Source organism: Thalassospira sp. GO-4 (assembly GCF_023588965.1).
Classification (GTDB): Bacteria; Pseudomonadota; Alphaproteobacteria; order Rhodospirillales; family Thalassospiraceae; genus Thalassospira; species Thalassospira povalilytica.
This window is the reverse complement of record NZ_CP097807.1, coordinates 3613038-3639724: the sequence shown is the minus strand read 5'-3', so window position 1 is coordinate 3639724 and position 26687 is coordinate 3613038. Positions and strand designations below refer to the sequence as shown.

Genomic DNA, 26687 nt, shown 5'->3' with positions numbered 1-26687 from the left:
CAATACTGCGGATCAAGATGACCGATCAAAACGCTACCGACCAGAAAAACGCCAACTCCCTGTGGGGAGGTCGCTTTGAAGCAGGACCGTCTGCCATCATGGAAGAAATCAATGCTTCCATCGGCTTTGACAAGCGCCTTTATGCCCAGGACATTCAGGGCTCCAAAGCCCACTGCGCGATGCTGGTCAAGCAGAACATCATCCCCGCAGAAGATGGCGAAAAGATAACCAATGGTCTAGACCAGATCCTTCAAGAAATCGAGAGCGGTCAGTTCAAGTTTTCGAGCGCACTTGAAGACATTCACATGAATGTCGAAAGCCGCCTGCGCGAACTGATCGGCCCGGCGGCCGGTCGCCTGCATACTGCGCGTTCGCGTAACGATCAGGTCGCAACCGATTTCAAACTGTGGGTCCGTGATGTTGCCCTTGCCGATCTCGAAGCCGGCCTTAAGGGACTTCAGGAAGCCCTGATTTCACAGGCTGAAACCCATGCTGAAACCATTATGCCGGGCTTCACCCATCTTCAGGCGGCCCAGCCGGTGACGTTTGGCCATCATCTTCTGGCCTATGTTGAAATGTTTGGTCGTGACCGTGGTCGCGTGGCCGATTGCCGGACGCGTGTGAATGAAAACCCGCTGGGGTCCGCGGCCCTTGCCGGGACGCCCTATCCGATTGACCGTCACCTGACGGCAAGTACGCTTGGCTTTGATCGCCCGACGGCGAACTCGCTTGATGCGGTATCGGATCGTGACTTTGCACTGGAATATCTGAACGCGGCATCGATTGCCGCCATGCATCTGTCGCGCCTGGCCGAGGAAATGGTTATCTGGTGTTCGGCACAGTTCCGCTTTATCGGGATGTCCGACAAGTTTTCGACCGGCTCATCCATCATGCCGCAGAAACGCAACCCGGATGCCGCCGAACTGATCCGATCGAAAATCGGCCGTATCGTTGGCTGCTATAATTCCCTGATGCTGTCGATGAAGGGACTTCCGCTGGCCTATTCCAAGGACATGCAGGAAGACAAGGAACCGGTATTCGAGGCCCACGATCATCTGGGTCTGTGCGTTGCTGCCATGACCGGCATGGTTGCCGACATGAAGGTCTATGCCGATAACATGCGCGCAGCTGCCGGTGCCGGTTACACCACCGCAACCGATCTTGCCGACTGGCTTGTTGCCGAACTTGGCATGCCGTTCCGTGACGCCCACCATGTGGTTGGCGCAACCGTGAAACTGGCAGAGTCCAAAGGGTGCGATCTTGATCAGCTTTCCCTTGAAGATCTTCAGGGGATCGAGCCGAAAATCACCAATGCAGTATATGACGTTCTGACTGTCGAAGCATCGGTCGCCGCCCGCCAGAGCTTTGGCGGAACTGCACCGGTTCGCGTCAAGGAATCCGTCAAGGCAGCAAAGGAAAGGTTTCTGAAATGACCCCCGCCTTGCTTAAACGCGGCACCGTGATGACACTGGCAATCATGCTTGGTCTTTCGGTGGCGGCTTGCGGCAAAAAAGGCCCGCTCGAACCGCCAACCGATAAAGGTTATGAATATCCAAGGGACTACCCGGCGCAATGAACCACTTTGAATATATTAATGGCGTGCTTCACGCCGAAGGTGTCTCGATCCCGGAAATGGCAGAAAAAGTCGGCACGCCGTTTTTCTGTTACTCGACCGCGACGCTTGAACGTCACTACAATGTCTATGCCGATGCGTTCGAGGGGCTTGATGCCACTGTCTGCTTTGCGGTCAAGGCGAACTCGAACCAGGCGGTTCTCAAAACCCTCGCCAATCTTGGTGCTGGTGCTGATGTCGTCTCGGTTGGCGAGATGCGCCGTGCGCTGCGCGCCGGTATTGATCCCGCCAAGATCATCTTTTCGGGTGTGGGCAAAGCCGACGCCGAAATGCGCGAAGCCCTTGAAGCCGGTATCGCGCAGATCAATGTCGAAAGCATCCCGGAACTGGCCGAACTTAACCGTGTTGCCATCGACATGGGGACAAAGGCACGCATTGCATTGCGCATCAACCCGCATGTCGATGCCAAAACCCACGAAAAGATCGCAACCGGCAAGGCCGAAAACAAGTTTGGCATCGACTGGACCCGTGCGATTGAAGTGTACCGCGATGCTGCGGCTATGGACGGTATCGAGGTTACCGGCATTGCCATGCATATCGGATCCCAGTTGACCGACCTGACCCCCTTCCGCGAGGCATTTACCCGCCTTGCCGATCTGGTCGAACAGCTTCGTTCCGAAGGCATTGAAATCCGCAATCTTGATCTTGGTGGCGGTCTTGGCATTGCCTATCAGGGTGAAACACCGCCGCTTCCAGATGCCTATGGGCAGATGGTGCGCGAAACGGTCGGTCATCTTGGTTGCCACATCACCCTTGAACCGGGCCGCCTGATTGCCGGCAATGCCGGGATCATGGTGTCACGCGTCATGTATATCAAAGACGGCGAAGCAAAACGCTTTGTCATCCTTGATGCGGCGATGAACGATCTGATCCGTCCGACACTTTACAGCGCCTATCACGAAATCATCCCGGTCGATGAACAGGGCGAAGATGACGTGCAGGCGACCGTGGATGTCGTTGGTCCGGTTTGCGAAACCGGTGACACCTTTGGCAAGGATCGCAAACTTCCTGATGACCTTAAGGCCGGTGATCTGGTTGCGGTCATGTCGGCTGGTGCCTATGGCGCGGTGATGTCATCAACCTATAACACCCGTGCATTGACGCCGGAAGTTCTGGTCAAGGGCAACAATTTTGCGATTGTGCGCCCGCGTCAGGAAATCGATCAGTTGATCAATATGGATCAGATCCCGGCCTGGCTTGGAAACTCGTAAGCCATAAGACCGGTCCTGAAACACATCCGGGTGGTCCGTTGATTGCGGACCACCCTTTTTATTTCTGCCACACCTTCGGGAATAGCTTGACCCGTCCTGCCAAAACCCCAAGTTTTAAAGGGTAGCATTGCGATTAATCTCGCAACTTTTGGCAATCAGGGACGACCGGTCGCATGTCGTTGATACCACCCTATCCCGGAATGGAACGCCATGTGCGCAGAACGCGCATGGTCATGATATGGGAAGCGGCCTGGCCCTGTCTGATCCCGTCATTATCGATTGTGCTTCTGACCGGTGGATTGACGCTTACCGGGACGTTCGAATTTTTGCCGGCCACCGGTCATATCATGTTGCTGTCGATTTTGTCGGTCATCACCATGATTGCCGCAGTCGCTCCGTGGCGGAATTTCCGCTGGCCAACAAGACGCGATATCCTGCACCGGCTTGAAATCGAAAACGGGCTTTCAAACAACCCGTTGCAAAGTCTTGAAGATCATATTGATGAAACAGATGATCCGCTGACCAGTTTCCTGTGGCAACGCCAGTTGGGTCTGCATGAAAGGACGCTGGGGCAGCTTCGCCTGCCGCGGCCGATCCCGGCACTGACGCGCATTGACCGTTTCGGGCTGACCGCCATTCCCGTTTTATTGATCTTTGTCGGGTTGCTTGCCGGTCACGACCATATATCCGAACGGTTTTCAAAGGCGTTCAGCCCCCTGCAACGCCTTGGTGCCGCGGACTTTAGTGCGACACTCTGGGTCACCCCGCCCGCCTATACCGGACAGGTCCCGCGTGTATTGCGATTTAATGCAGTTTCATCTGACAGCGGGACGACTTCATCTTCAAGTGATACGGACACCACCCAAGCGACCGAGAGCAAGGTCATTACGGTCAAGGTCCCGGTTGGATCAACACTGGATGGCAGCATTTCGAGCATCTGGCAGCCAACCCTGACCGCGCCGGACGGGGCACGCGACTTCACCGAAAGCAGTGAAAACAGCTATGTTCTGTCGACAGCAATCGAACAATCCGGTGAGTGGCGCATATCTGTCTGGGGCAATGACCGGCTGACCCTGAATATCGAACTGGTGCCGGACAAGGCACCAAACCTTTCCTTTGTCAGTTCACCCGCCATTACCCGGCGCGACCATGTCCGGCTGGATTATACGGCCAATGATGATTATGGCCTGGCGAAGCTTGATCTTGTAATCACGCCCGCCCCCGATGACGGGTCATATGACCAGTATGGCCCGATTGAAAAGATCGTGATTGATGTTCGCGGCGAAGGCATCAGCCAAACAGCAATGCCCACCCGTATAGAAGGACCACGTTTCATTGATCTTGTTGCACATCCCTGGGCGGGATTGCCGGTCAATATCCAGCTGGTGTCGCAAGACAATGCCGGTCAAACCGGACAAAGCGACATCAGGTCCTTGATGTTGCCCGAACGCGAATTCACCCATCCGGTTGCGCAAAAGCTGATTGCCATCAGACGCGGGCTATTACGTTACCCCGAGCGCGCACTTGAAATGCACCAGGCGATCTTGCCAATCCTTTATGCCCCACAGGCCTTCAATGGGCATATCGGAGTGTTTCTTGCATTGTCGGTTGCCGAAAACCGGCTGGCAGCCAATCTGCATGACCGTGCTGTTCATCAAGATGTCGCGGGCCTTCTTTGGCACATCGCCGAGGAGGTCGAGCGGGGCAGTTACGGCATTGCCGAACGCAACTTGATGGAGGCCGAGGAACGGCTGCTTGAAGCGTTACAAAACCCCGATATCACCGAAACCGAGATTGCCCGCCTGATCGAGGAATACCGTCAGGCGCTGAACGAATATCTGGCCGCATTGACCCGCGAAAGCCCCCAGATGGGCGAAGATCAGCCCGAAGCATCTGCCACCCTCGAACAGCAGGATCTTTCGCGTATCATTGATCAGATTGATGCGCTGATGCGGGCCGGTGCGCGTGATCAGGCACGCCAACTGATTGATCGCCTGCGCGAACTGGTCGAAAACATGCAGGTCACAACCGGCGAAGGCGGCATGGACATCACGTCCACCCTGCGCGAAATGCTTGATGGGATGCGTGATCTGGCGCGCCGCCAACAGGACCTTATGAACCAGGGCGACAATTCATCAGCCCAATCTGGTCCGGTTCCACGCGCCAATCAGCAACAGGGGCTTGCCGATGATGCCACCGACATCATGAACAGTCCGGGCATCAACCAGTTTGGTGATGTCAGCGGCATGAATACGGTCATTGATGCCATGCGCGGGGCTGCGGATGCGCTTGGACATAACCGCTCACACGAGGCATTGCAGTTCCAAAGACAGGCGATGGAAGCCTTGCAACAGGGCATTGGCGAGATCAGCCGCGCACTTGAAGGTCTGAGCCAGATGGCCCCGATGCTCGAAGATCTGGAAGGAACCGGCCGCCGGGACCCGTTGGGCCGCCCGGTCGGTGGTGATGGAACAACCATCATTCCCGATGTGAATACCCTGGAACGGGCATGGCGCATCCTTCAGGAATTGCGCCGCCGGTCCGGTGATCCCGATCTCCCGCAAATAGAACAGGAATATATCGACAGATTGCTGAAACGGTTCTGAGCGTTACCGCCCGCCAACAAGGACCAAGGACCCCAGACACAAAAAAGGCAGCGTATGACAACGCTGCCTTTTGATTTGATCGATCGGGTTCCTTACGGCTCGACCGCTTCGCGCGGATCAAGGAAGGTAACCTGCAACCGGGTTGCCGTCGGGTTCGGACGACGGATTTTGGTTTCAACCGTCAGGCTTTCGCCAACCGGCAACATTTGCTGTTCCATCGGCATTTCAGCACCGGCGGGTACTTTGGATTCGTCATAGATCAGCGGAACCTTTTTGCGCTGGACCACACGATCAAGCGGATCAAGCAGCTCGATCAGAAGATAGGGCAGTACGCGCGGTTCTTCGCTGATATTGACGATCTCGGCACGGACGACCAGAACATCAACACCGTCTTCATCTTCACGGGTCGGCGGCAATTCCCGGATATCAAGGCCTTCGCCAACATGGGGCACATCAAGCCCGATCATGTCATAGACCTTGGCAACCGGTGGCCACAGATTGATCAGGTAATCCTTGGCAAAATAGCCACCCGCACCAATGCCGCCAATCAGCAGCAGGAAGATGATCCAGCCAACGATACCCTTTTTCTTTTTGGGTTCGGGCTTGGGATTATTGCGAATCAGCTGCTGGGGAATGGGGGGCGGATCGGGGATCTTGTCCGCTTCTTCAAATCCGGGATCAACTTGTCCCCCACCCATCTGGTCGGCATTGAAGTCCGCACCAAGCGAGCCTTCCTGATTGAAGGGTGGCGGAAGATCATTTTCCGGTGCTGCGGGCTGTGGCGCAGGCTTCTTTGCCCCCGGCGGGTCCTGATGCCAGCTATTGCCGCAGCTTTTACAGCGCACGGTTCGGCCTTTTGGACCGATTGCTTCTGTTTTAACTGAGTATTTCTTTGAACACTCTGGGCAAGTAATGATCATTGCAAACCTGGCATTTCGATGACAGCGGCATCAAACATCGGGGACAACAAAGCATGCACGACTGACGATCCCCCAATCACGTCAGCAGTGAATTACACTATATGTAAATAGCCGCGATTTAACAGACTGTTAAGTACAGATAACAGAAGCTGCCCGGATTTGGGTGTCTAATCGTTGCCTAATTGCTGCGAACATGGCATCCGAAAGCATACGAAATCCGGGTAAACCGATTTGGTCATTTCCGATATTGTCATGGCAAACGTGAATTCCAACCGTGCCAGACCATAGAGAAACCTTGATCATTTGCCCCGGCACACGCCAATGTAGACCGTCATTCTGCCAGATGGAGCACCGATTTTGACCGAAGTTGTCAGTTTCAGGAATGTCGGGGTCCGATACGAATCCGGGCCGGAAATTTTGCGCGACCTGAATTTTTCTTTGGGCCGTGGCAGTTTCCATTTCCTGACCGGGGCTTCCGGGGCGGGCAAATCGACGCTGATGCGACTTTTATATCTGGCGTTGCGTCAAACCCGTGGCGAAATCAATATTTTCGGTCGCGACAATATCCGCATCCCGCGCGAAGAACTGCCTGCGATTCGCCGAAAAATCGGCGTCGTCTTTCAGGACTTCCGTCTGATCAATCACCTGACGACCTTTGAAAACGTTGCCTTGCCGTTGCGGGTCGCCGGGGTTGAGGATCTGCAAATCCGCAAAAACGTGACCGAACTTCTCGAATGGGTCGGTTTGGGCGATCATATCAATGCCCAACCATCACGACTTTCGGGTGGTCAGCAACAGCGTGTCGCCATCGCTCGCGCCGTGATCGGCCGTCCGGCCCTGTTGCTGGCCGATGAGCCGACCGGGAACGTCGATGACCGAATCGCCATGCGGTTGCTATATCTGTTTGAAGAACTGAACAAACTGGGCACCACTGTTCTGATCGCCACCCATAACCGGCAACTGGTCAGGCGATTTGGCCATACGCAGTGGCTTCTCGAAGGTGGCACCCTTCACGATGTCACCCACAGCGGCTGACGACGACCTGAACGACAAGATCAAACCGATCAACAGGACCAAACGACGATCATGGCATTTCGCGCACATCCATCGCATCTACCGCTTGAAAGCGATTCATCCTCGCGCTTTTTGCCGAGCATCGTCGCCCTGATGGTTGCCTTGCTGACTTTTTCGATTGTCGGCCTGGCGGCCCTGCATGACAGCGTTGGTCAATGGTCTGGCCAAATCGAAGGCAGCCTGTCCATTCAGGTCCCGCCAACCGAACTTGCCAACCGGTCACCTGATGAACGTGAACAGGCGCTGCAAAATACCGTTGATGCAATCATTGATGATGTCTCCGACATGCCCGGCATTGCCCGGATAGAGGAACTCAGCCCTGATACGATGGCGGCCTTGCTTGAGCCGTGGCTTGGCCCGGATGAAGTGGTCAGCGAACTTCCCATACCACGCATTATCGAAATTACCCCCGAAACCGGGTTCAATTACGACGCGCTTGAAAGCCGCCTTGGCGTCATTGCGCCCGAGGCGGTTCTTGATGATCATCGCATCTGGATCGAACGCATTGCCGATGTTGCCTTCTCGGTCGAACTTGCCTTGTCGCTGCTGATTGTTGTGCTGTTCGGGGCCACCATGCTTTCGGTGGTTTTTGCAACCCGTTCGGGCCTTTCGATCCATCACCGGATCATTGAATTGCTCCATCTGATCGGGGCGCAGGATGGCTATATCGCCAAACAATTCGGGCGTCACAATCAGCGACTGGCGTTTTTCGGGGCCTTGATCGGCCTTCTGATTGCCCTTCCTGTATCGGCCCTGATTGCCTGGCTTGGTCTGCGGGCTGGCTGGCCGATACCGTCACTTGTCCTTAGCCCGACTTTCATTGCGCTGATTGTGGCCATTCCCTTTATCGTTGCGATGGTGGCCGGGATCACAGCAACACGCACGGTTCTTCGTGTATTGCACCGAATGTTGTAACCCGCCGCCCGGCTCCGTATAGTCCGTTTGTAGAGCTGCTTCCCTTTTGGGATCATGGCCTTGGCCACCTCAGGAGACCCGAACACATGCCCGCGCACTGCTATCCAGGCTCGCATTCATGAATAAGCCACCGCTCAGCGTGCAGCACCGTCGCCGGTTCCGCCGGTTTCGTTTTCTGCTTTCAATGTTGATTGTATGTGCACTGGTGTGGGCTGCCGGGTTTGTCTGGTATGTCAGTTCGATCCCGGTTTCCGTCGAAAACACCGATCAGCATACCGATGCCATTGTTGTTCTGACCGGGGGCAGTGAACGCCTTTCGGAAGGGCGTCGTTTGCTGACCCGTGGCATGGCTGACAAGCTTTTCATTTCCGGTGTGTATCGCGGTGTTGAAGTTGATGAACTTCTGTCAGTCGGAAAGTCGGACCCGCGCCTGATATCCTGTTGTGTGGTTCTGGGGCATGTCGCCGAAAACACGCGCGGCAACGCACTGGAAACAGCGGTCTGGGTCTATGAGGAAGGGTATAAAAGCCTTCGCATTGTGACCGCGAACTATCACATGCCGCGATCGATGCTTGAATTCAAAAGTCTGATGCCCGATGTCGAGATCATCCCGCACCCGGTCTTTCCCGATAATGTCAAAATCGATAACTGGTGGCGGTTCCCGGGAAGCACGGCGCTGATTGCCAGTGAATTCAACAAATACATGTTTGCCAGCCTGCGCAACACGCTGTTGCAATGGTTGCCCGATGGCAATCATCCGGGCTTGCACGGTCCCGGTGATGCATCGCCCGCCCCGCAGGATTATTCCGCATCGAATGCGACAGGCAAAGGCAGTTGAACAATCGGCATTTTCCGATTGCAATATAGCTGTTACAAAGCAGTAAATATCAAGATCATGTAAGTGGGTTTAGACCCAAGGCGTATGAAGGACTTTTCTGTATGAGAACCCTCCGCGCGTTACTGTTTAACGTGTTGTTTTTCGGTGGAACGGCGATTTTGTGCCTCAGCCTGATCCCGTTAATGTTGTTTGGGCGCAAGGCCAATCAGTTTGTCGGTCATGCCTGGTGTCGGCTGGTGCAGTTCATGCTGCGCTATTCGGTTGGCATGCGCAAACGCATTACCGGACTGGAAAACCTGCCGGATGGTCCCTGTATTCTGGTGGCAAAGCATCAGTCTGCGTGGGAAACACTGACCTTCCATACCGTGGTTACCGATCCGGCCTATATCCTGAAAAAGGAACTGACGAAAATTCCGGTCTTTGGACAGTTCCTGACACTTTCGGGGCAGATTGCCGTTGACCGTTCGGCGGGTGGATCCGCCCTTAAGGACATGATCAAAGGTGCCGCCGAAGCACTGGCAGAAAATCGCCAGGTGGTGATCTTCCCGGAAGGAACGCGAACACCACCCGGTTCAGACCGCCCGTACCATCCGGGTATCTACGCGCTGTATAAGGCGTTCCCGCAATATAAGGTGATACCTGTTGCGTTGAATTCCGGCATGTTCTGGGGGCGTCACAGCTTCATGAAATATGGCGGCAAGGTCACGATGGAATTCATGAAGCCGATCGAACCCGATCTTGATCGCAAGACCTTTATGAAAGAAATCAAGAACCGCATCGATACCCGTACCCGGGAACTCGAAGCCGAAGCACAGCAGGAATTCAGCCTGCCGATGCTGACATCCGATGACATTGCCGCGGAAAAGGCCGATCAGGCAGCCGCCAAACAGCAAGACACCCTTTCGGACAAGGCATCCTGATCCGGTTTGGGCATGGCTGAAATCAACCTCGGCCCGCCCAACCGATACAGCAACATCAGATATACAAATCGTACAAATAAAAGGCCGGTGATATTCGTCACCGGCCTTTTTGATTGAATACGGATCGCGATCCGTGCGGTCTATTTTTTGCGGCGCGTCGCCTGCCAGATGCCAAAGGCAATCAGAACAATCCCGCCCAGGTGATACATATGCAATTCTTCCCCAAGGAAGATGATCGCAAGCACACTGGCAAAGACCGGCATCAGATACAGGAAGACCCCGGCATTGGCCGGACCAACCACCGAAACGCCCTTGTTCCAGAACAGATACCCAAGGAAGGCCGGCCCCGCACCGATATAGAAAATCTTGAGCATGTCGGGCCATGCCGGATCAAGATGGGTAAAGAACGGTTCCCCATCAATCAGGATCGACCAGATATAAAGCGGCGTCAAAAAGCACAAGCCGACCAGCGCGGAAACGAAGACAAGGCTCAGCGGATGAACACCCTTGGGCGCACGTTTCAGCAGCATGGAATAGGCGGCCCACACCATCGCCGAAATCATCGCAAACACATCGCCCGAAACGAAATCCATCCGCGCAAAGACCGAAAGGTCCCCTTTGGCAATGATGGTAGCCGTTCCGGCACCCGCGACAAGAACACCGACCCATTGCCCGAGCTTGGGCTTGTCAGCACTGAGGACTGCGGCAAACAACAACACCCAGACCGGGGTTGTCGCATTCAAAAGGCCGGTATTGACCGCGGTCGTGTTATAGGCCGCCAGATAAATCACGACCGAAAACAGGAACACGCCGGTAAAGCCGATCAGGAACATCGACATTTTTTGCTGTGCCATCAGCTTGAGGTCGCGGCGCAAATATTTAAAGCAGACCGGAAACAGCATCACGGCTGCCACGACCCAGCGCCAGAATGACAATGCTTCAAACGGCACAGTCGCATTGACACCGCGCGCCACCACATGGTTGGACCCCCACATCATCGCGCAGGCAATCAGCATCAGATAGGCGACCGTCATCGGGGTATGATCACCAGCCGAACCGGTTGTTGCTGTCGCAGAGCCCTGTGTAAGATTATTCCCCTGCGCCATCAGATACCGGCTCCCATATTGATCTCACCATATTCGCGCCGAACCAGATCCATCAGATCATGCAAAGGCGGGTCGACAATGCCCATCTCGTCAAGATGTTGCACCGTATTTTCAAGATATTCCAGATTGGGACCAACATTGCCGTGTGCAGCAACAATGATCTCAACAGCCGTACGTACCGGAAGATTGCCGGCATATTGCTGATGGGTCGGATCGGCGACATAGGTATGCGCAATCACGGTGCGACCATCATCAAGTTCGATTTCAACATCGGCCGGAATATAGGTATTGGTCACAAGTTCCCGTTCATCGAGATACGCCTTGACCGCGTTCCAGTCTTCCGGCGCGATACGAAATGCATTCCCGACACACTCGCCCCCGGCATTCAGGCCAAGAACAAGCCCCGGATTTTCCGGCGTTCCGCGATAATGATGGGAATAGATGCAGAATGACCGGTGATAGCCACGCAACAATGCACGCGACCGTTCGGTAAATTCAAAACCGGGCCGCCACAACAGCGACCCATACCCAAAGACCCATCTTTCTGCGTGCTGAACCAAAATTTCCTCCGGCGACAAGACCTTCCTGCCAGTGCACGCGCCTGTTTACAGCGTCTTGCAAGCATCTGGTCAGCAAGGAAGGTGACCCTAATCATTTTCGACTTGTTTGAAAACAGCCGAGCACAAAAGAAATGGCTTTCTTTGCCGACCCTGAAAGCAGCCCCGAGATACAAACACCCCGACCGGGTCAAATCACCGGTCGGGGTGCCATGTTTGGGCTGAAATCGGGACGAGGTTATCCCAGCTAGCTTTGTGATGCCGCCTTTTGCCGCCCCTGAAGAACCATGCGCACAATCAGGAACCCGGACAGGCCCAGCATGATTACCGCGATTGGCGATTTCAGAAGGAAGAGCGCATCACCACCACTGGCGGTGAATGCACCGCGGATCAATTGTTCAAGGGCCGGGGCCAACAAGAACCCGATCACGAATGGCAACGTTGAAACCTGAAGCCGTCTTATCAGATAACCGATGACGGCAAATACCAGTGCCGTACCCAGACCACGATACCCGCCATCCTGAACATAGGCAGCTGTCAGCGAAACCAGCAAGATCAGCGGCATGACGATATCTTTGGGGATGCGGGCCATATGCACTAGGAAGCGCATGACAAACCCGCCAAAGGTCCAGTTGAAGATATTGCCCATCACCATCAGCGTGAACAGACCGAAAGCCATGACCAGATCCTTGTTCATGATCATGCCATAGCCGTCAATTTCCTTGATCTCGGTGAATTTGAACACCGATGGACCAAACGAGAAATCGCCAATTGTCTCGACCGCAAGGATCAGGAACACAGCCGCGAAATTCCCCGGAATGCCCAAGCTCATCACCGGAATAAGGTTGGCACCCGATACCGCGGAATTGGCGGCCTCGGTCGCAACGACGCCTTCGGGCGTGCCTTTGCCGAATTCGTCGGGCTTTTTGGAAAGACGCTTGGCCGTATCATAGGAAAGCGTTGCCGCCGTGGTGGTCCCGATACCCGGCAGGGCACCGATGACAGTCCCGATGCTTGCCGAACGCAGGATTGCCGGCATCATTCGCAACCGTTCCGCCCATGTGAGCGGCGGCCCCATTTCAGGCGTTTGGGGCAAGCTTTCACGCGCCTTTCGGGCGCGCGACATGTCTTCGACACTGATCAGAACTTCTGAAAGAACCAGAACGCCGAGGACCGCCGACGTCAAAGGCACGCCGGAACCAAGACCATCAAGGCCAAGGGTCAGACGCACACCATTCCCCGAAAGCGTTGTGCCAACCAGTGACAGCAACATCCCCAAAAGCCCGCCAAGCAATCCTTTAAGCGGAGCATTCCCGACAACGGCCGCCATGAAACAAAGCGACAGGATAATCAGGGCCGACTTTTCCGGAAGGTCGAGAACACGTTCAACCGCCACCGCAAATACGGGTGCGGCCACAAACAGCACGATGTCGGAAAAGCTGTCGCCCATGACCGATGCAAAATGGCTGGTCTGGATCGCCTTGCGGGCCTGACCTTTTTGCGCCATCGGATAACCGTCAGCAGTCGTCAGGAACGCATCGGGCGTGCCTGGCGTATTAAACAGGATGGCCGGCACAGCACCGCCAACCGTCGCCCCCTTCATCAGACCGACAAGACAGCCCAGAACCGGCAGCAATGCTTCGTTCGAATAGCCAAAAACAGATGTCAAAACCGGCAAGGCAAGCGCAAGCGCAAATGGCCCGCTCAGCCCCGGAATGGCACCAAAGAAGATCCCCGATATAATTCCGGTCAGAACCATCAGGACCGGCATCAGCCAGAACTGTCCATCGGCATCAAAGAACACCGAATGGATGCCCAGCCCGATATATTGAAACGCCAATTCCATGATCGTTCCTTAAAGATTGCGGTTGGGCGGCAGCGACACGTCTTCGAGCAGGCCGTTAAAGACGAGAATCAAAAACAGCACGGTCAAAAGACAGATCAGCACATCACGCCAACGCAGACGATGCCGGGTCATGAAAACAAAGCCGCAGGTAATCACCATTCCGCCCAGGAAGAAGCCAGCGACATTGATCGGGAACGTGGTGGAAACCGCGCGATAAGACGAAATGACACCAAGGCCAAGACCGTTCCACGCCCATACCAGCGCCGGGCCGGTATTGGACATGAAGAACAACCCGACAAAAGTCAGCAACAGGAACTGCACCAGGAAAAAGATATTGGCGCCCGTGATTTCACCTGTCGGTTCCCCGGCATTATCCGGACCGCGACGAAAGTGACCAAGCGTAAGCAGCAAGCCAAGCGGCATCATCAGTCCGGCCAGGATCACCGGAAAGAAGGAGTCTCCGGGCGCAATCCGCCCGGAGATCGTACGTTCGATAATGCCGCCCCGAATGTCATTGGGAAACCAGACGGTGAAGCACAGAACACAGAAAACAAGTGTTCCCACCCCCAGCCAAAGGTTCCACCGCGCCTTTTTCTCTGGCGCTTCGAGACGGGAAGCACTCATTCTACCAGTGCTTTCATCATCTCGACATTGGCGGCATAGCCATCAATGATGGTTTTGCGCAATGCGTCGCCGGTTTCGATAACCGGTGCCGGCGGATACTGTTTTTCGATGAATTTCCGGGTTTCACTTTCCGGATTATTCAGGATTTCAGCAACCGCTTCCGCGATGGTGTCGCGAACTTCGTCAGACATGCCTTTCGGCGCAACGATGATGTATTTGTAGCCAAGATCAAGGTCGATACCCTGTTCTTTCAGGGTCGGGGTATCAGGCGCCTGCACCAGATGGGTGCTTTCGGCCGACGACAGAATGGTCAGTTCGCCAGCTTCGACCAACGGACGCTGAACACCACCGCCCCAGGACAGGTTGGCGTCTTCGGCAACAACGGCGTTCAGGGCACCTTTGCCGCCTGCTGTGCGCAGGTGGTTAACAGTGATGCCAAGTTTACGTGCAATAACTTCTGCACCGGCTTCAACCTGGGTACCCCAGTTGGCCCAGACAAGGGTTTCACCGGCTTCTGCCGCGGCTTTGACGTCATCAAGCGATTTCCAGCCCGACGAAGTCCGTGCCAGCACCGCCATCTGCGAACCGGCAGTGGTGGTGATATAGGTGAAGTCTTCGGGCGAGATATTATCGCTGTTCATCGGCGCGAAGTTATAGGTCGTGGTGATGGCAAAGCCGAGAGTCTGGCCATCGGGTGCTTCATTCTTGAGCTGTGCAGACATCACAGCGCCATCTTCGCCGGATTTGTTTTCCGGGACCAGAATCCAGCCACGGGTCTGTTCAAGTTCCTTGGCCAGCATACGGGCCTGAACATCGGTTCCGCCACCTGCGCCATAACCGATCCAAAGACGGATCGGTCCGTCAGGTTTCCAGTCTGCGGCGAATGCCGAACCGGTGCTCAAGGCCAGCATTGCAGCTGCCGCCAGTACCTTTTTCATTCTCAAACTCCTCGTTCTCCAGACGTGATAGGTTCCAAAATCTTTACGATTTTTTTCCTTCGATGATTTCCATCGGACGGTGCCCCCTTGGCAGTTCGAAACGCTGCACAAGAATTTGTTTTTCGTTGAAACTGCGATCTGTTGCTTCCCAGATCAGGCCAACATGCGGTGCCGCCAGATCAAGGTTTGCGCAGGCCTTGGCAGACAGTTCGTCCGCCGTGACACGATGTGTGACCGACAAGGTCGGCAGATTGAATTTTTCTGCGAGATGCCGGTGAACCGAAACCCCGTCGAAATTGTTCAGACCACCACGGTCTGACAGTCCTTCGGCGTGGGCCTTGCGCAGGAAAATGGAACTGAAGACCGGGCGTTCGCCCTCGATCCAGACCAGACGATCAAGTCGCACGACCGGATCGCCTTCAAAGCCGGCGGCCAAAGGACCGAGTTCTTCGGTATGGGCTTCTTCGACCGCGATTCCCCGCGTATAGGGCAACAGGTTTTCACCCGTGACCGGATCGCGAAACCGATAGACATGCACCTCGGGGACCTGATTTCGGAAATCGGCAATAAAGGTCCCGAGTTTGCGCCGACGCACAACGATGCCCTGCTCAACCAACTGCGCCAGCGCCTTTTGCACGGTGCTTAAACCGACCGGAAGGACGTCGCACAGTTCCGTCTCGCTCGGCAAAGGATCACCGGGCAGGTAATGACCATCACGGACACAGCCGTAAAAGGCTTCGGCAAGGCGCGCATATTTTGGAAGCGAGCTGTTTGCATCACCGGCTTCCATTTCTGCGGCCACACGTTTCAGTGCGTTTGTTGTGCGTTCCTTGTTCATGACACAATCATAAAACTAACTAGTTATGACTTGTCAACTACGTAGTTAAAGAATAGAAACAGTTATGAAGATAACGGCGGTTGGGCGCGTTGCGTCCCGTCTTTGCTGTTTTGGAAAGACTTCAAGGAAAACCTATGAGTACCAATAACTTCGCCATTGCCACAGGCCACCCGGTCGCCACAGAAGCAGCGGAAACAATGCTGCGCGCAGGCGGCAATGCCATCGATGCCGGCGTTGCTGCGGGGCTGGCACTTGGCGTTGTTCACCCCGAACTTGTGTCTGTTGCCGGTGTTGCCCCGATCATTTTGCGCGATGGCAAAACCGGACGGATTACAAGCTATGACGGGGTTGGTGTTTGGCCAAAGGCCGCCAATGTCGAATGGTTCCACAAAAATTTCGGCGATTCCGTGCCCGAGGGCATTTTGCGTACTGTGGTCCCCGCCGCCCCGGCCGCCTGGATTCGCGCCCTGTCCGAATTTGGCACCATGCGCTTTGGTGATGTGGCAGCCCCGGCGATCAAGGCGGCACGTGACGGTTTTCCGGTGTTCGAATTGCTTTCCGAATTCGTAAAATCCCGCCACCGCGAATATCAGCGATTTGAATCAACAGCCGAGATTTTCCTGCCCAATGGCAAACCGCCGGTCGTTGGCGAAACCTTTGTCCAGACGGATCTCGCCAACAGTTTGCAAATCATGGTCGATGCCGAACGCAATGCCAAAGGTGACCGCAAAGCCGGATTGGCCGCGGCAAGGGCAGCGTTTTACGAAGGTGAAATTGCCCAGCGCATCACCGCATTCCATGCTGAAAATGGCGGTCTTCTGACCATGGAAGACATGGCATCCTATGAGGTGCGCGAAGAAACAACGTTTCCGGTGAAGTTCCGCGACAGCGAAATTTACTGTTGCGGGGCATGGTGTCAGGGCATTTCAATGGCTGAAACACTGACCATGCTTGAAAAGGCTGGCAAGGAGCGAATCCTTACGCCAGATGGCGATATTGACCGGCATTTCCTGCTTGAGGTGCTTAAACGGGTTTTCGCCGACCGCGAAGCCTTTGTCACCGACCCCGATTACATGAAAGTTGATCCGGCGTCCCTGCTTGATGCCTCTTTTGTTGCCCAACGACTGGCAACGATATCGGAAACCCGTTCTGATCCGATGCCCGCCCCGGGCGACATGGATCACATCAATGCCGCGTATCGCAATAACGCCGGCAAAACTCCCGAATATGCGCGTGGTTCTGCCGACACGTCACATGTCAGTGTGATTGATGGCGACGGCAACATGTTTTCTGCCACGCCAAGCGACCCAAGCTCAGACACCCAGGTCATTCCCGGCACAGGACTGAGCGTATCGTCGCGCGGGTCACAGTCACGCGCCATCCCGGGGCATCTGAATGCATTGGCACCGGGCAAACGCCCGCGCCTTACGCCCAACCCGATCCTTGGCCTGAAAGATGGCAAACCATGGATCGCAATGGGAACGCCGGGCGGTGACATTCAGATCCAGGCGATGGCACAGGTTCTTATCCATATGACGGATCGCGGCAAATGCCTGAAGGAAGCCATTCTGGAACCGCGCGTTTCAAGTTATGCCTATCCCGGCTCCTTTGCCCCCCACATCGCCTATCCGAACAAGGTTCTTTATGAACAGGACCTGCCAGATGCCGCGATCGCGGAACTGCAAGCGCGCGGTCATGACATGGAAGCCTGGCCGCAACAAACCTGGAAGGCTGGCGGGATCTGTGTCGCCATGTCTGATGAAAACGGCAATCTGACCGCCTTTGCCGATCCCCGCCGTGCCGGCACCGCAACAGTCAACGCTTAACCCCTTCGCGCCACCACCACGCAGGAGACAGGCACCATGGAAATTCCGACCGAACTGTTTGCGCAACTGACCGATCCGGCGACGGCAGATACAGCGTTTCACGACCTTTGTGCGAACGCGATCCCAAACGAACTATATAGCGCCATGCGTTACCACCCCGCCACGATCGAGGTAGAGCGCATAGCGTCAACCATGCCCGAAATTTACCCGGTTGGCGGTCGCAAACCGAAAAAGGACACGCCGTGGGGACAAAAGGTCCTGATAGATCGCCACATCAATCTTGGCAGCGGTGCTGACGATATTCGCTGGGCATTTTCCGACCACGAAACCATCCTTGGGCTGGGTCTTGATCAGGTTATGAATGTCCCGGTTATTTTGGGCGAACAGGTTGTCGGCACGATGAATTACCTGCGCCCGCACCAACCGTTTAGCCTGCAGGAACAAGCCATCGCCCAGCTTCTTGCCGCCTGCCTGGCAGCAAGACTGGCCTGACCGGCCTAGCGTTTCATAATCACCAGCGCAACGCCAAGTGCCGCAACCCCGAAACCGGCAAAGCCAAGCGCACCAAGATGTTCATCAAACAGAACCCACGCAAAGAAAGCAGCGGTCGGCGGCACAAGATAAAACATGCTGGCGACCCGGGTTGCTTCGCCCTGTTTGATCAGAACCATCAACAACATGATCGCACCGATTGACAGCACCAGCACAAGCCACGCCATCGCCAGAATGAAATTCATGCTCCATTCGACGGTCAGCTCATCCTTGAACAGTGCGACGACACCGACAAAGGCCGCAGCGGCAACATATTGAATGACCGTACCGCTCATCAGGTCCATGCCTGTACAGAAACGCTTTTGATATAATGTACCGGCGGTCATCCCCAGCAAGGCCATCACGGCCAGCCCGATGCCAAACGGGGTAATGCCAATGCCATCGCCAATTTTGGGCACAAGGACAAGGGCCACACCGACAAGTCCGAGAACCAGTCCACCCCACTGGCGCATCGAAACCCGCTCGCCAAGAAGACTGCCAACAACCGATGCGGTGACGACGGGCTGCAACCCGACAATCAATGCGGCAAGGCCGGATGGCAAACCGGTATCAATCGCCCAGAAAACGCCGCCCAGATAAATGCCATGCACCAGAACGCCGGCCGTTCCGATATGCGATGCTTCCCGCCAGGAAGACGGCCACCTTGCCTTCATCAGCATCACGACCGGCACCATCAACAAGATGACAATCGCAAACCGGACAAACAGGAAAACAAACGGATCGGCATATGGCAGGCCGAATTTGGCGCCGACAAAACCGGTGCTCCAGAGAAATACAAAGACAAACGGCATGATCCGGCCAAATGCCGGGTGGTTGGTAGCAGACATGACTTCCCCTCTAACCGGCGGGCGGTGCAGAATGGGGCGCATCACCAACCGAATGACGGCCTGTAATAACAGGCCGTCTCGATATTATTCCGTGGGCTTTTTCTTGCCCTTTTCGTCGCTTTGGCGGTTTTCACCCTCGGCCGAGAAATTGGTGAAATACTGTCCGGCATCGACAATGCCACGGCGGATTTCACGCGTGCGGGTAAACAGATCAAACAGTTTGTCCCCCTCGCCCCAGCGGATGGCGCGCTGCAATGCCATCAGGTCTTCCTGAAAACGGCCAAGAACTTCAAGCACGGCTTCGCGGTTGTTCAGAAACACGTCGCGCCACATGGTCGGATCGGATGCCGCAATACGGGTAAAATCACGGAAACCCGATGCGGAAAACTTGATCACTTCCTGACGCAGGGCATCTTCAAGATCGGTTGCCGTACCGACGATGGTGTAGGCAATCAGATGCGGCAGATGCGATGTGATCCCCAGAATGCGATCATGATGGTCGGCATCCATGCATTCGACATACATGCCACAGGCTTCCCACAGGGCTTTGACTTTTTGGGTCGCACTTTCGGGTTCGCCCGCAATCGGGGTCAGGATGCACCAGCGTTCCTCGAACAATTCGGGAAAACCTGAATCCGGACCGGAATGTTCGGTCCCGGCAAGCGGATGGCCCGGAACAAAATGCACGCCTTCGTCAAGATGCGGTGCAATGTCACGAATGACCGATTGCTTGACCGATCCGACGTCAGAAACAATCGCACCCTTTTTCAAGGCACCGGTAAGCTGTGCGCCAATGGCTTCGTTGGCACCGACCGGCGCACAGATCATCACCAGATCCGCATCCCCGACCGCTTCCTTGATGTCACAATAAGCTTCATCGGCGATGCCAAGTTCAAGCACGCGATCGCGGGTCTTTTCAGACCGCACGGCACAGGTGATCTTGTTGGCAAGGCCGTCACGTTTGATGCGACGCGCCATCGAGGACCCGATCAGGCCCATACCGATAAAGGCGACAGTATCAAAAAGCGGCTGGGATGCGGTATTGGTCATTTTACTGGTTCACAAAGTCTTTGATGGTCTGAAGGCAGATTTCCATTTCTTCCTTCGTGCCGATGGAAACACGAAGCATCTGCGGCAAACCATAGGCACCGATTTTGCGCGGGATCACGCCACGGGCCATCATGAAATCATTGGCGGCATCGGCATCCTTGCCAGCAACTTCCGGGAATTCGACCATGACAAAGTTGCCATAGCTCGGATGTGCCTTAAGGCCTGCAATCGCATTAATCTCGTCACGGAACCAGGCAAGCGTTTCCGCATTGTGGCGTACACATTCATTGACGAAATCATCATCATCAAGGGCCGCAACGCCCGCTTCCTGGGTCGGCAACGGCACGTTGAACGGATTGCGCAGGCGCTGCAACACATCGGCAATTGCCGGCGGCGCATAGCACCAGCCCAGACGAATGCCGCCAAGACCATAAATCTTGGAGAATGTCCGGGTCATCACGGTGTTGTTGCCGGCTTTGACCAGTTCTTCGCCCGCGCTGTAATCTTCCTGACCGGTCATGAATTCGGCATAGGCCGCATCAACCACCAGAACGATATCTTCGCGCAGGCCATCACGCAGACGCTTCATCTCGGCATCGGTGATATAGGTCCCGGTCGGGTTGTTCGGGTTGGCAACGAAGACGATCTTGGTTTTGTCGGTAACAGCGCCAAGCAATGCATCGACATCGGTCGTCATGTTGGTTTCCGGCGCGGTGACCGGGGTTGCACCAACACCCATTGCCGCAATCGGATACATCAAAAAGCCGTGCTGCGAATAAAGAACCTCGTCACCCGGACCGGCATAGGCACGGATCAAAAGCGTCAGCAATTCATCAGAACCGGCACCACAAACAAGCTGATCAACTTCAAGGCCGTATTTTTCGGCAAGCTTGTTGCGCAAAAGATCACAACCACCATCCGGATAACGATGCAGACGATCAGCAGTATTGCGAAGGGCCTCCATCGCCTTGGGGCTCGGACCAAGGGCACCTTCGTTGGACGACAGCTTGATCACGCGCTGGGCACCAGCAGAGCTGGATTTTCCGCCTTTGTAGGGCGCGATATCAAGAATTCCGGGGCGGGGGGTGGGCGCAGACATAACTTAGGTTCTCCCAGAGGAAGCGGCAGCCAATGGCAGCCTGCCAAAAATTGTTAACTCAGTGCGTCTTCTGAAATCGGCACCGCATAGGCACCGACCACACGCAAGCTTTCAGGGGCAAGTCCCTGTTTTGCGAGTGTGTCCTCGAACGCGTCGGCGCGATTACAAAAGAATCCCGGCACATCAACAAGAACAAAACGCCGATCTGCGACCGTATCGTCAGAAAAGCCAAGGATTGTCGCCCCGTCGATACCATCCGCAATTTTTTTGCGCACCGTATCCATCGATATTTCTTTCGACAAGCTGACAACAAACAGAGTCCGGTCATCGCCACTGTCTTCCAGATCAATCGCGGCAAGAACAAAACCCTCGGTCTGTTCGCCGCGCCCGACCGGGCGACCGCCAAATGGCAATTTGGAGACGACCTTGACTGCCGTATCATCCGTCAGCAACGTCCACCACGGCATGGCTTCACCAAATTCGGGTTTGGGAAACACACCGACCGCCGCCCGGCCGTCTTCAAGCGCACCGAATGCTTCGCGCGGGGTATCAAATTCGATAATTTCGTTCAAACAGCCAAAGTTAAGGCGGGCAAGTTCCCAACAATCCTGACCATCGGCGTTACGGCACAATGCAACCGTATATGGCGCTTCAAGCCTTGTGCCCGCCGCGATCATTTCGCGCCAGATCTGGATCAGTGCCGATTTCGGAAAAGCCCCGTCATGACGATTGACCAATGTCCGCATGATGCGGGCTTCGCGGGCCGGACGATAGGGCACCTTGACCTTGCCACCAGCAGCAATCACCCGGTCCTTATAGGCCCCGACGGCCTGGACTACTTTGGTACGCCGAATGATCAGCGATTGCAGCGCCTGATCGATTTCGTCGATCTCGCCGCGCAAGCCATCAAGGTCAAGATTTGCCAAATTTTTATCGTCAGACGCCATAATCTACTCTTCTTTTGAACGGCGCACAGTATTAGGACAGGGCCGCCGAATTGCAAAGAAAAGATTGACTAAACCGGGTCTGCTTCATAGCTAGAACAGGCGAATTTTCCGCAAACCGGGTAACAAATGCAAAAACACTGTCCGGTTTTGACGAGAAGTCACGTTTTGACAGGGAAACCAACGTCCATGAACACCGCCCTTAACAAAGACAAGCGCCCACCGCTTCCCGGCCATCATATGGTTCTGGGAGAGGCGGACAAGCTGCGCCTTGATAGCGGTGTCGAGTTTGGTCCCTTCACGCTGGCTTATCAGACCTATGGCGAACTCAATGCCGAAAAATCAAACGCGATTCTGGTCTGTCATGCCCTGACCGGGGATCAGTATGTTGCCGATGATGTTCATCCGATTACCGGCAAGGAAGGCTGGTGGCGCGAAATTGTCGGGCCGGGCAAGATCATCGATACCGACAAATATTTCGTGATTTGCAGCAACGTGATTGGCGGCTGCCTTGGCAGTACGGGTCCCAAGGATATCAACCCGGAAACCGGCAAGCCCTGGGGACTTGATTTCCCGGTGATCACGATTGCCGATATGGTGCGCGCCCAGACCATGTTGATTGACGCCCTTGGCATTGACACCCTGTTCGCTGTCATTGGCGGTTCCATGGGCGGCATGCAGGTCCTTGAATGGTGCAAAAGCTATCCGGAGCGCGTTTTTGCCGCAGCACCGATTGCAACATCGTTCCGCCATTCCGCGCAAAATATTGCCTTCCACGAAGTCGGTCGTCAGGCCGTCATGGCCGATCCGGACTGGTGCGGGGGCAATTACCTGCTCGAAGGCAAGAAGCCGGCGCGTGGTCTGGCCGTTGCACGCATGACCGCGCATATCACCTATCTGTCACAGCCGGCCCTGCATCGCAAATTCGGCCGCAAGCTTCAAAACCGTGGCGCAATCACATACAGTTTTGACCATGATTTTCAGGTCGAAAGCTATTTGCGTCATCAGGGCAAAAGCTTTGTCGATCGCTTTGACGCCAACAGTTACCTTTATATCACCCGTGCGATGGATTATTTCGATCTGTCGATGGAATATGATGGCAGGCTCGCCGAGGCCTTTACCGGCTGCAAAACCCGCTTCTGCGTTATCTCGTTCTCAAGCGACTGGTGCTTTACCACCGCCGAAAGCCGGACCCTTGCCCATGCATTGAATGCGGCATCGTGCAATGTCAGCTGTGTCGAGATCGAAAGTGACAAGGGCCATGATGCCTTCCTGCTTGATGAACCCGATTTCCACATGGTTCTGAGCGGCTTTATCGATGGTGCTGCCGAAAGCCGGGGACTGAAATAATCATGACCAATACTGTTTCAAATGCCGCCAGCAACCCGTCGCTTCCGGCACATAGCGACCGCATCCGTGTTGATCTTCAGCTGATCGCCGACATGGTCGAGCCCGGCACACGTGTTCTTGATATCGGGTGCAGTGACGGGGAGCTTCTTGGCTATCTGACCCGCACCAAAAATGTCGATGGCCGCGGTCTTGAACTTTCCAACGAAGGGGTGCGCAACTGCGTCGCACAGGGGCTTCCTGTGATGCAGGGGGATGCGGATCGCGATCTTGGCGATTATCCGGATGGCGCGTTCGATTACGCGATCCTCAGCCAAACCCTTCAGGCCACCCATCGGCCGAAAGAAGTCCTGTCGGAATTGCTGCGTATCGGCAACAAGGCGATTGTGTCCTTTCCGAATTTCGGACATTGGCGTGCGCGGTTTGACCTGATGTTCCGCGGCCGGATGCCGCAAAACCCGAACCTTCCGATCATGTGGTATGAAACGCCAAACATCCATTTCTGCACCGTGCGGGACTTTGTCGCCTTGTGTAATGAAATGAATCTCAAAATCGAACGATCAATGGTTCTGAATGAAAGCGGTTCACGTGTTTCGATGGACAGTCATTCGGGCTTTGCCAATTTCTTTGGCAATCAGGCCCTGTTCATGCTGAGCAAATAGCCCATCTTTCCTGTTTCCGATCTGACAAACGCCGCAATTGCTGTTGCGGCGTTTTGTTTTGCATCACAAACCCGGTCTGTCCGCGTCTGATGACCATCAAATTCATCGCGGGGACAAAAGATGTTTTGCACATTCAAACGCATCATTCGTAACGGTGCCCTTGTCACTGTCATCGGCCTGCTTGCCGCATGCAGCCAGAAGGCCGAGACACTCAAACTTTCGGTCACACAGTTTGGCACGGCAACCGAAACCGCCTTTGACGGATATGATGCCGCCTTCAGTGCCCAGTTTGCCCCCTTCCCCAAATCGGCGGATGCACAGCGTGATGAATTTGTGCGCAACATGGCTGCATTCACCGGGCCTGTAACACCATCAAATATCGAAACACTTCTGGATCCGGATGCGGTCAAGATATCCCCGACCGTGCGCGATCAATGGACAGCAACGCTTCGTGATCTGCGTAACCAATATCAGCAATTCGTAGCCATCTTTGACAATATCGAAGCCGGTTCCGCACTTGGTGCATCTGCTGTTACCCAATCTGGGCCGATATTGGAAAAGCTGCGCACGCAACTGGCAACCATCACCAGTGATTTTGCGCGCAATCCGCCGACATATCTGACACGACGCAGCACACTGATCGCCGAACTGAATACATTCCGCAAGGATGACAGCAACGACCCCGAAGCGCGCGACCTGGAATACCAGATCTGGTGGCAACGCTGGCAAGGCCTTCTGGCAGAAGAACAGGCAATGCAGTCCAAAACATTGCGGGCATTTTTGACCGCGACAAAACTTGGCGACAAATTGCAGGGACAGATCAACAATTACGCCAGACTGGATGTCGCATCGCTGATCGGGGCTGTTGAACAGGGCATCACCCTTGCCGATCAGATCAACAAGCTCAGTCCGCAAGAACTTGTCACGCAGGGCATGGGCCTGCTTGAAACTGCAACACAGTAAAGCCGGGGATTATCACATGACCGAGAATATCGACACCCTGATCTCAGCCGCCGAGCAGGCCTATCAACAGGCATTGGTGACCTACCAATCTGCAAGCATTGATCAAAAGATCGCCACCAAACCCAAACTTGATCAGGCTGCGGAGCTGATTGTCACCCTGCGTACCAAGCAGCTGCAAGGTGCCATTACTGTAAGCGATCAGGATGTCGCCGCCATGCAGGATTTGCGGAACAAGGTAAATGATGCAGCCACCCTGCAAACCGCCTTGTCATCGATGGTGGCGCTGATTTTGAAATTCGTCTGACGGGCCTGAAAGGGCGACCTGACGTCAGTTCCACCGATCGGCATCGGCGTCGTCCGATGCCTTTGCGGTGACCCATTTTTCACCTTCCGGCGTTTCTTCACGTTTCCAGAATGGTGCGCGGGTTTTCAGGAAATCCATAATGAAATCGCAGGCCTCGAACGCGGCACGTCGATGCGCGGATAAGGTAATAACGAGCACGATACGATCGCCTGGCAGCATTTTGCCGAAACGATGAACAATGCGAACATCATCAAGCGGCCAGCGTTGTGATGCTTTGTCCGCAATTTTTTCAAGTTCGCGTTCTGTCATGCCCGGATAATGATCCAGCGTCAGGCTTGATACCCGATCATCGCCATGAAGATCACGTACCAGTCCGACAAAACTGACAGCAGCCCCGATATCGGTGCGACCATCGGTCAGTGCAGACAGTTCTGCCCCTGGGTCAAAATCATGTTGTTGAACAGAAACGCGCGACATGGCCCTAGCCTGGAAATTCGAAACTCAGTCGAGATGCTTAAGCCCGGTCCGCAAATAGATATAGCCGGTCTGAACCGTTACAATCCCTGCGATCCACAGCAAGATATCACCAATCAGGATCGACGGGATCATATCGGGCGACGCATCCCCGACCAGAAGAAAGCCGATCGCCAGAATTTGGGCGGTTGTTTTCCATTTCGCAAGCACCGTCACCGGAAGCGGCACCTTCAGTTCGGCAAGATGTTCGCGCAAGCCCGAAACCATGATTTCGCGGCACATGATCACGACAGCCGGCAATACCGCAAGACCGGCAATGCGTTCAAACGCCACCATCATCATAAGGGCTGCAGCCACCAGCAACTTGTCCGCAATCGGATCAAGGAACCGGCCAAGCGGAGAAACCACATTCATGCTGCGCGCCAGATAACCGTCAAAGAAATCGGTCACCCCGGCAAAGGCAAACAGCGCAAAACCGATCCAGTTGCCAACCGGGCCGTCAATGTAAAACGATGCGACCAGTGCCGGGATCACGATGATGCGCGACAAGGTCAGCAGATTGGGAATCTGGTTTTTCATGAACAGGCCTGTTTGCGGGTATTTAGGGCGACAA

At 55.0% G+C, this 26687-nt stretch carries 27 protein-coding genes; 14 read left to right on the top strand and 13 right to left on the bottom strand.

Annotated elements, in window-relative coordinates:
• The first annotated feature begins 17 nt into the window (after positions 1–17).
• The 4 genes from argH to M9H61_RS16650 all read left to right on the top strand — a co-directional run bounded on the left by argH (position 18) and on the right by M9H61_RS16650 (position 5450).
• Positions 18–1433 (top strand): argininosuccinate lyase, encoded by a 1416-nt coding sequence (gene argH, locus M9H61_RS16665; protein WP_101245382.1) that lies wholly within the window; start codon positions 18–20, stop codon positions 1431–1433.
• Complete coding sequence (locus tag M9H61_RS16660) at positions 1430–1576, top strand: lipoprotein (protein WP_250281768.1); 147 nt, start codon at positions 1430–1432, stop codon at positions 1574–1576. The genes argH and M9H61_RS16660 overlap by 4 nt, the downstream gene beginning before the upstream one ends.
• Entirely contained in the window at positions 1573–2844 is a 1272-nt protein-coding gene (lysA, locus tag M9H61_RS16655; protein ID WP_250281765.1) for a diaminopimelate decarboxylase, read from the top strand. The genes M9H61_RS16660 and lysA overlap by 4 nt, the downstream gene beginning before the upstream one ends.
• 173 nt (positions 2845–3017) lie before the next feature.
• Positions 3018–5450, top strand: coding sequence for a DUF4175 domain-containing protein (locus M9H61_RS16650; RefSeq protein ID WP_250281764.1), 2433 nt, complete (start codon positions 3018–3020; stop codon positions 5448–5450).
• A 92-nt stretch (positions 5451–5542) separates the two neighbouring features.
• On the opposite strand, the gene M9H61_RS16645 is transcribed toward M9H61_RS16650, so the two are convergent.
• Positions 5543–6370 (bottom strand): DUF3426 domain-containing protein, encoded by an 828-nt coding sequence (locus tag M9H61_RS16645; RefSeq protein ID WP_101245379.1) that lies wholly within the window; start codon positions 6368–6370, stop codon positions 5543–5545.
• A 357-nt stretch (positions 6371–6727) separates the two neighbouring features.
• Between M9H61_RS16645 and ftsE the strand changes: the two genes are divergently transcribed.
• The 4 genes from ftsE (at position 6728) to M9H61_RS16625 (ending at position 10117) form a co-directional block, all read left to right on the top strand.
• The gene (gene ftsE / locus M9H61_RS16640; protein WP_101245378.1) at positions 6728–7405 is read left to right on the top strand and encodes a cell division ATP-binding protein FtsE; all 678 of its coding nucleotides are present in this window, start codon (positions 6728–6730) and stop codon (positions 7403–7405) included.
• A 51-nt stretch (positions 7406–7456) separates the two neighbouring features.
• The gene (locus M9H61_RS16635; RefSeq protein WP_101245377.1) at positions 7457–8359 is read left to right on the top strand and encodes an ABC transporter permease; all 903 of its coding nucleotides are present in this window, start codon (positions 7457–7459) and stop codon (positions 8357–8359) included.
• A 118-nt stretch (positions 8360–8477) separates the two neighbouring features.
• Positions 8478–9197 (top strand): YdcF family protein, encoded by a 720-nt coding sequence (locus M9H61_RS16630; protein WP_250281762.1) that lies wholly within the window; start codon positions 8478–8480, stop codon positions 9195–9197.
• A gap of 101 nt (positions 9198–9298) precedes the next feature.
• Positions 9299–10117: a 1-acyl-sn-glycerol-3-phosphate acyltransferase gene (locus M9H61_RS16625; protein WP_250281761.1), complete on the top strand. Its 819-nt coding sequence runs from the start codon at positions 9299–9301 to the stop codon at positions 10115–10117.
• A gap of 140 nt (positions 10118–10257) precedes the next feature.
• Here the strand turns inward: M9H61_RS16625 and M9H61_RS16620 are convergent, their stop codons facing one another.
• The 6 genes from M9H61_RS16620 to M9H61_RS16595 form a co-directional block, all read right to left on the bottom strand.
• Positions 10258–11223, bottom strand: coding sequence for a DMT family transporter (locus tag M9H61_RS16620; RefSeq protein WP_228194604.1), 966 nt, complete (start codon positions 11221–11223; stop codon positions 10258–10260).
• Positions 11223–11783, bottom strand: coding sequence for a gamma-glutamylcyclotransferase (locus tag M9H61_RS16615; protein WP_250281758.1), 561 nt, complete (start codon positions 11781–11783; stop codon positions 11223–11225). Before M9H61_RS16615 ends, M9H61_RS16620 begins: the two co-directional genes overlap by 1 nt.
• Positions 11784–12027: 244 nt before the next feature.
• Positions 12028–13626 (bottom strand): tripartite tricarboxylate transporter permease, encoded by a 1599-nt coding sequence (locus tag M9H61_RS16610; protein ID WP_101245373.1) that lies wholly within the window; start codon positions 13624–13626, stop codon positions 12028–12030.
• Between the two features lie 9 nt (positions 13627–13635).
• A complete protein-coding gene (locus M9H61_RS16605) occupies positions 13636–14250 on the bottom strand; it encodes a hypothetical protein (protein WP_101245372.1) in 615 nt (204 codons plus the stop codon).
• On the bottom strand, positions 14247–15188 hold the full coding sequence (locus M9H61_RS16600; protein WP_206926744.1) for a tripartite tricarboxylate transporter substrate binding protein: 942 nt from the start codon (positions 15186–15188) through the stop codon (positions 14247–14249). Before M9H61_RS16600 ends, M9H61_RS16605 begins: the two co-directional genes overlap by 4 nt.
• Positions 15189–15231: 43 nt before the next feature.
• Positions 15232–16026, bottom strand: coding sequence for a GntR family transcriptional regulator (locus M9H61_RS16595; protein WP_206926743.1), 795 nt, complete (start codon positions 16024–16026; stop codon positions 15232–15234).
• A gap of 134 nt (positions 16027–16160) precedes the next feature.
• Here M9H61_RS16595 and M9H61_RS16590 point away from each other — a divergent pair, with 134 nt between their 5' ends.
• Together M9H61_RS16590 and M9H61_RS16585 are read left to right on the top strand one after the other, a co-directional pair.
• Positions 16161–17852, top strand: coding sequence for a gamma-glutamyltransferase family protein (locus M9H61_RS16590; RefSeq protein ID WP_250281756.1), 1692 nt, complete (start codon positions 16161–16163; stop codon positions 17850–17852).
• Between the two features lie 36 nt (positions 17853–17888).
• The gene (locus M9H61_RS16585) at positions 17889–18344 is read left to right on the top strand and encodes a GAF domain-containing protein (protein WP_250281754.1); all 456 of its coding nucleotides are present in this window, start codon (positions 17889–17891) and stop codon (positions 18342–18344) included.
• A 5-nt stretch (positions 18345–18349) separates the two neighbouring features.
• Here M9H61_RS16585 and M9H61_RS16580 read toward each other — a convergent pair whose 3' ends face one another.
• The 4 genes from M9H61_RS16580 to M9H61_RS16565 all read right to left on the bottom strand — a co-directional run bounded on the left by M9H61_RS16580 (position 18350) and on the right by M9H61_RS16565 (position 22327).
• Positions 18350–19231 (bottom strand): DMT family transporter, encoded by an 882-nt coding sequence (locus tag M9H61_RS16580; RefSeq protein WP_101245369.1) that lies wholly within the window; start codon positions 19229–19231, stop codon positions 18350–18352.
• Between the two features lie 84 nt (positions 19232–19315).
• A complete protein-coding gene (locus M9H61_RS16575) occupies positions 19316–20281 on the bottom strand; it encodes a prephenate/arogenate dehydrogenase family protein (protein ID WP_114112822.1) in 966 nt (321 codons plus the stop codon).
• Between the two features lies 1 nt (position 20282).
• Entirely contained in the window at positions 20283–21380 is a 1098-nt protein-coding gene (gene hisC, locus M9H61_RS16570; RefSeq protein WP_101245367.1) for a histidinol-phosphate transaminase, read from the bottom strand.
• A gap of 53 nt (positions 21381–21433) precedes the next feature.
• The gene (locus M9H61_RS16565) at positions 21434–22327 is read right to left on the bottom strand and encodes a chorismate mutase (RefSeq protein WP_101245366.1); all 894 of its coding nucleotides are present in this window, start codon (positions 22325–22327) and stop codon (positions 21434–21436) included.
• 237 nt (positions 22328–22564) lie between these two features.
• Here M9H61_RS16565 and M9H61_RS16560 point away from each other — a divergent pair, with 237 nt between their 5' ends.
• The 4 genes from M9H61_RS16560 (at position 22565) to M9H61_RS16545 (ending at position 25600) form a co-directional block, all read left to right on the top strand.
• Positions 22565–23674 (top strand): homoserine O-acetyltransferase, encoded by a 1110-nt coding sequence (locus M9H61_RS16560; RefSeq protein WP_371922231.1) that lies wholly within the window; start codon positions 22565–22567, stop codon positions 23672–23674.
• 2 nt (positions 23675–23676) lie between these two features.
• Positions 23677–24333 (top strand): methionine biosynthesis protein MetW, encoded by a 657-nt coding sequence (metW, locus tag M9H61_RS16555; protein WP_206926740.1) that lies wholly within the window; start codon positions 23677–23679, stop codon positions 24331–24333.
• Between the two features lie 120 nt (positions 24334–24453).
• A complete protein-coding gene (locus tag M9H61_RS16550; protein ID WP_250281751.1) occupies positions 24454–25296 on the top strand; it encodes a hypothetical protein in 843 nt (280 codons plus the stop codon).
• Between the two features lie 16 nt (positions 25297–25312).
• A complete protein-coding gene (locus M9H61_RS16545; protein ID WP_101245363.1) occupies positions 25313–25600 on the top strand; it encodes a hypothetical protein in 288 nt (95 codons plus the stop codon).
• A gap of 24 nt (positions 25601–25624) precedes the next feature.
• Here M9H61_RS16545 and moaE read toward each other — a convergent pair whose 3' ends face one another.
• On the bottom strand, positions 25625–26077 hold the full coding sequence (moaE, locus tag M9H61_RS16540) for a molybdopterin synthase catalytic subunit MoaE (RefSeq protein ID WP_250281749.1): 453 nt from the start codon (positions 26075–26077) through the stop codon (positions 25625–25627).
• 24 nt (positions 26078–26101) lie between these two features.
• On the bottom strand, positions 26102–26653 hold the full coding sequence (gene pgsA, locus M9H61_RS16535; RefSeq protein ID WP_101245361.1) for a CDP-diacylglycerol--glycerol-3-phosphate 3-phosphatidyltransferase: 552 nt from the start codon (positions 26651–26653) through the stop codon (positions 26102–26104).
• Positions 26654–26687 lie beyond the last annotated feature (34 nt).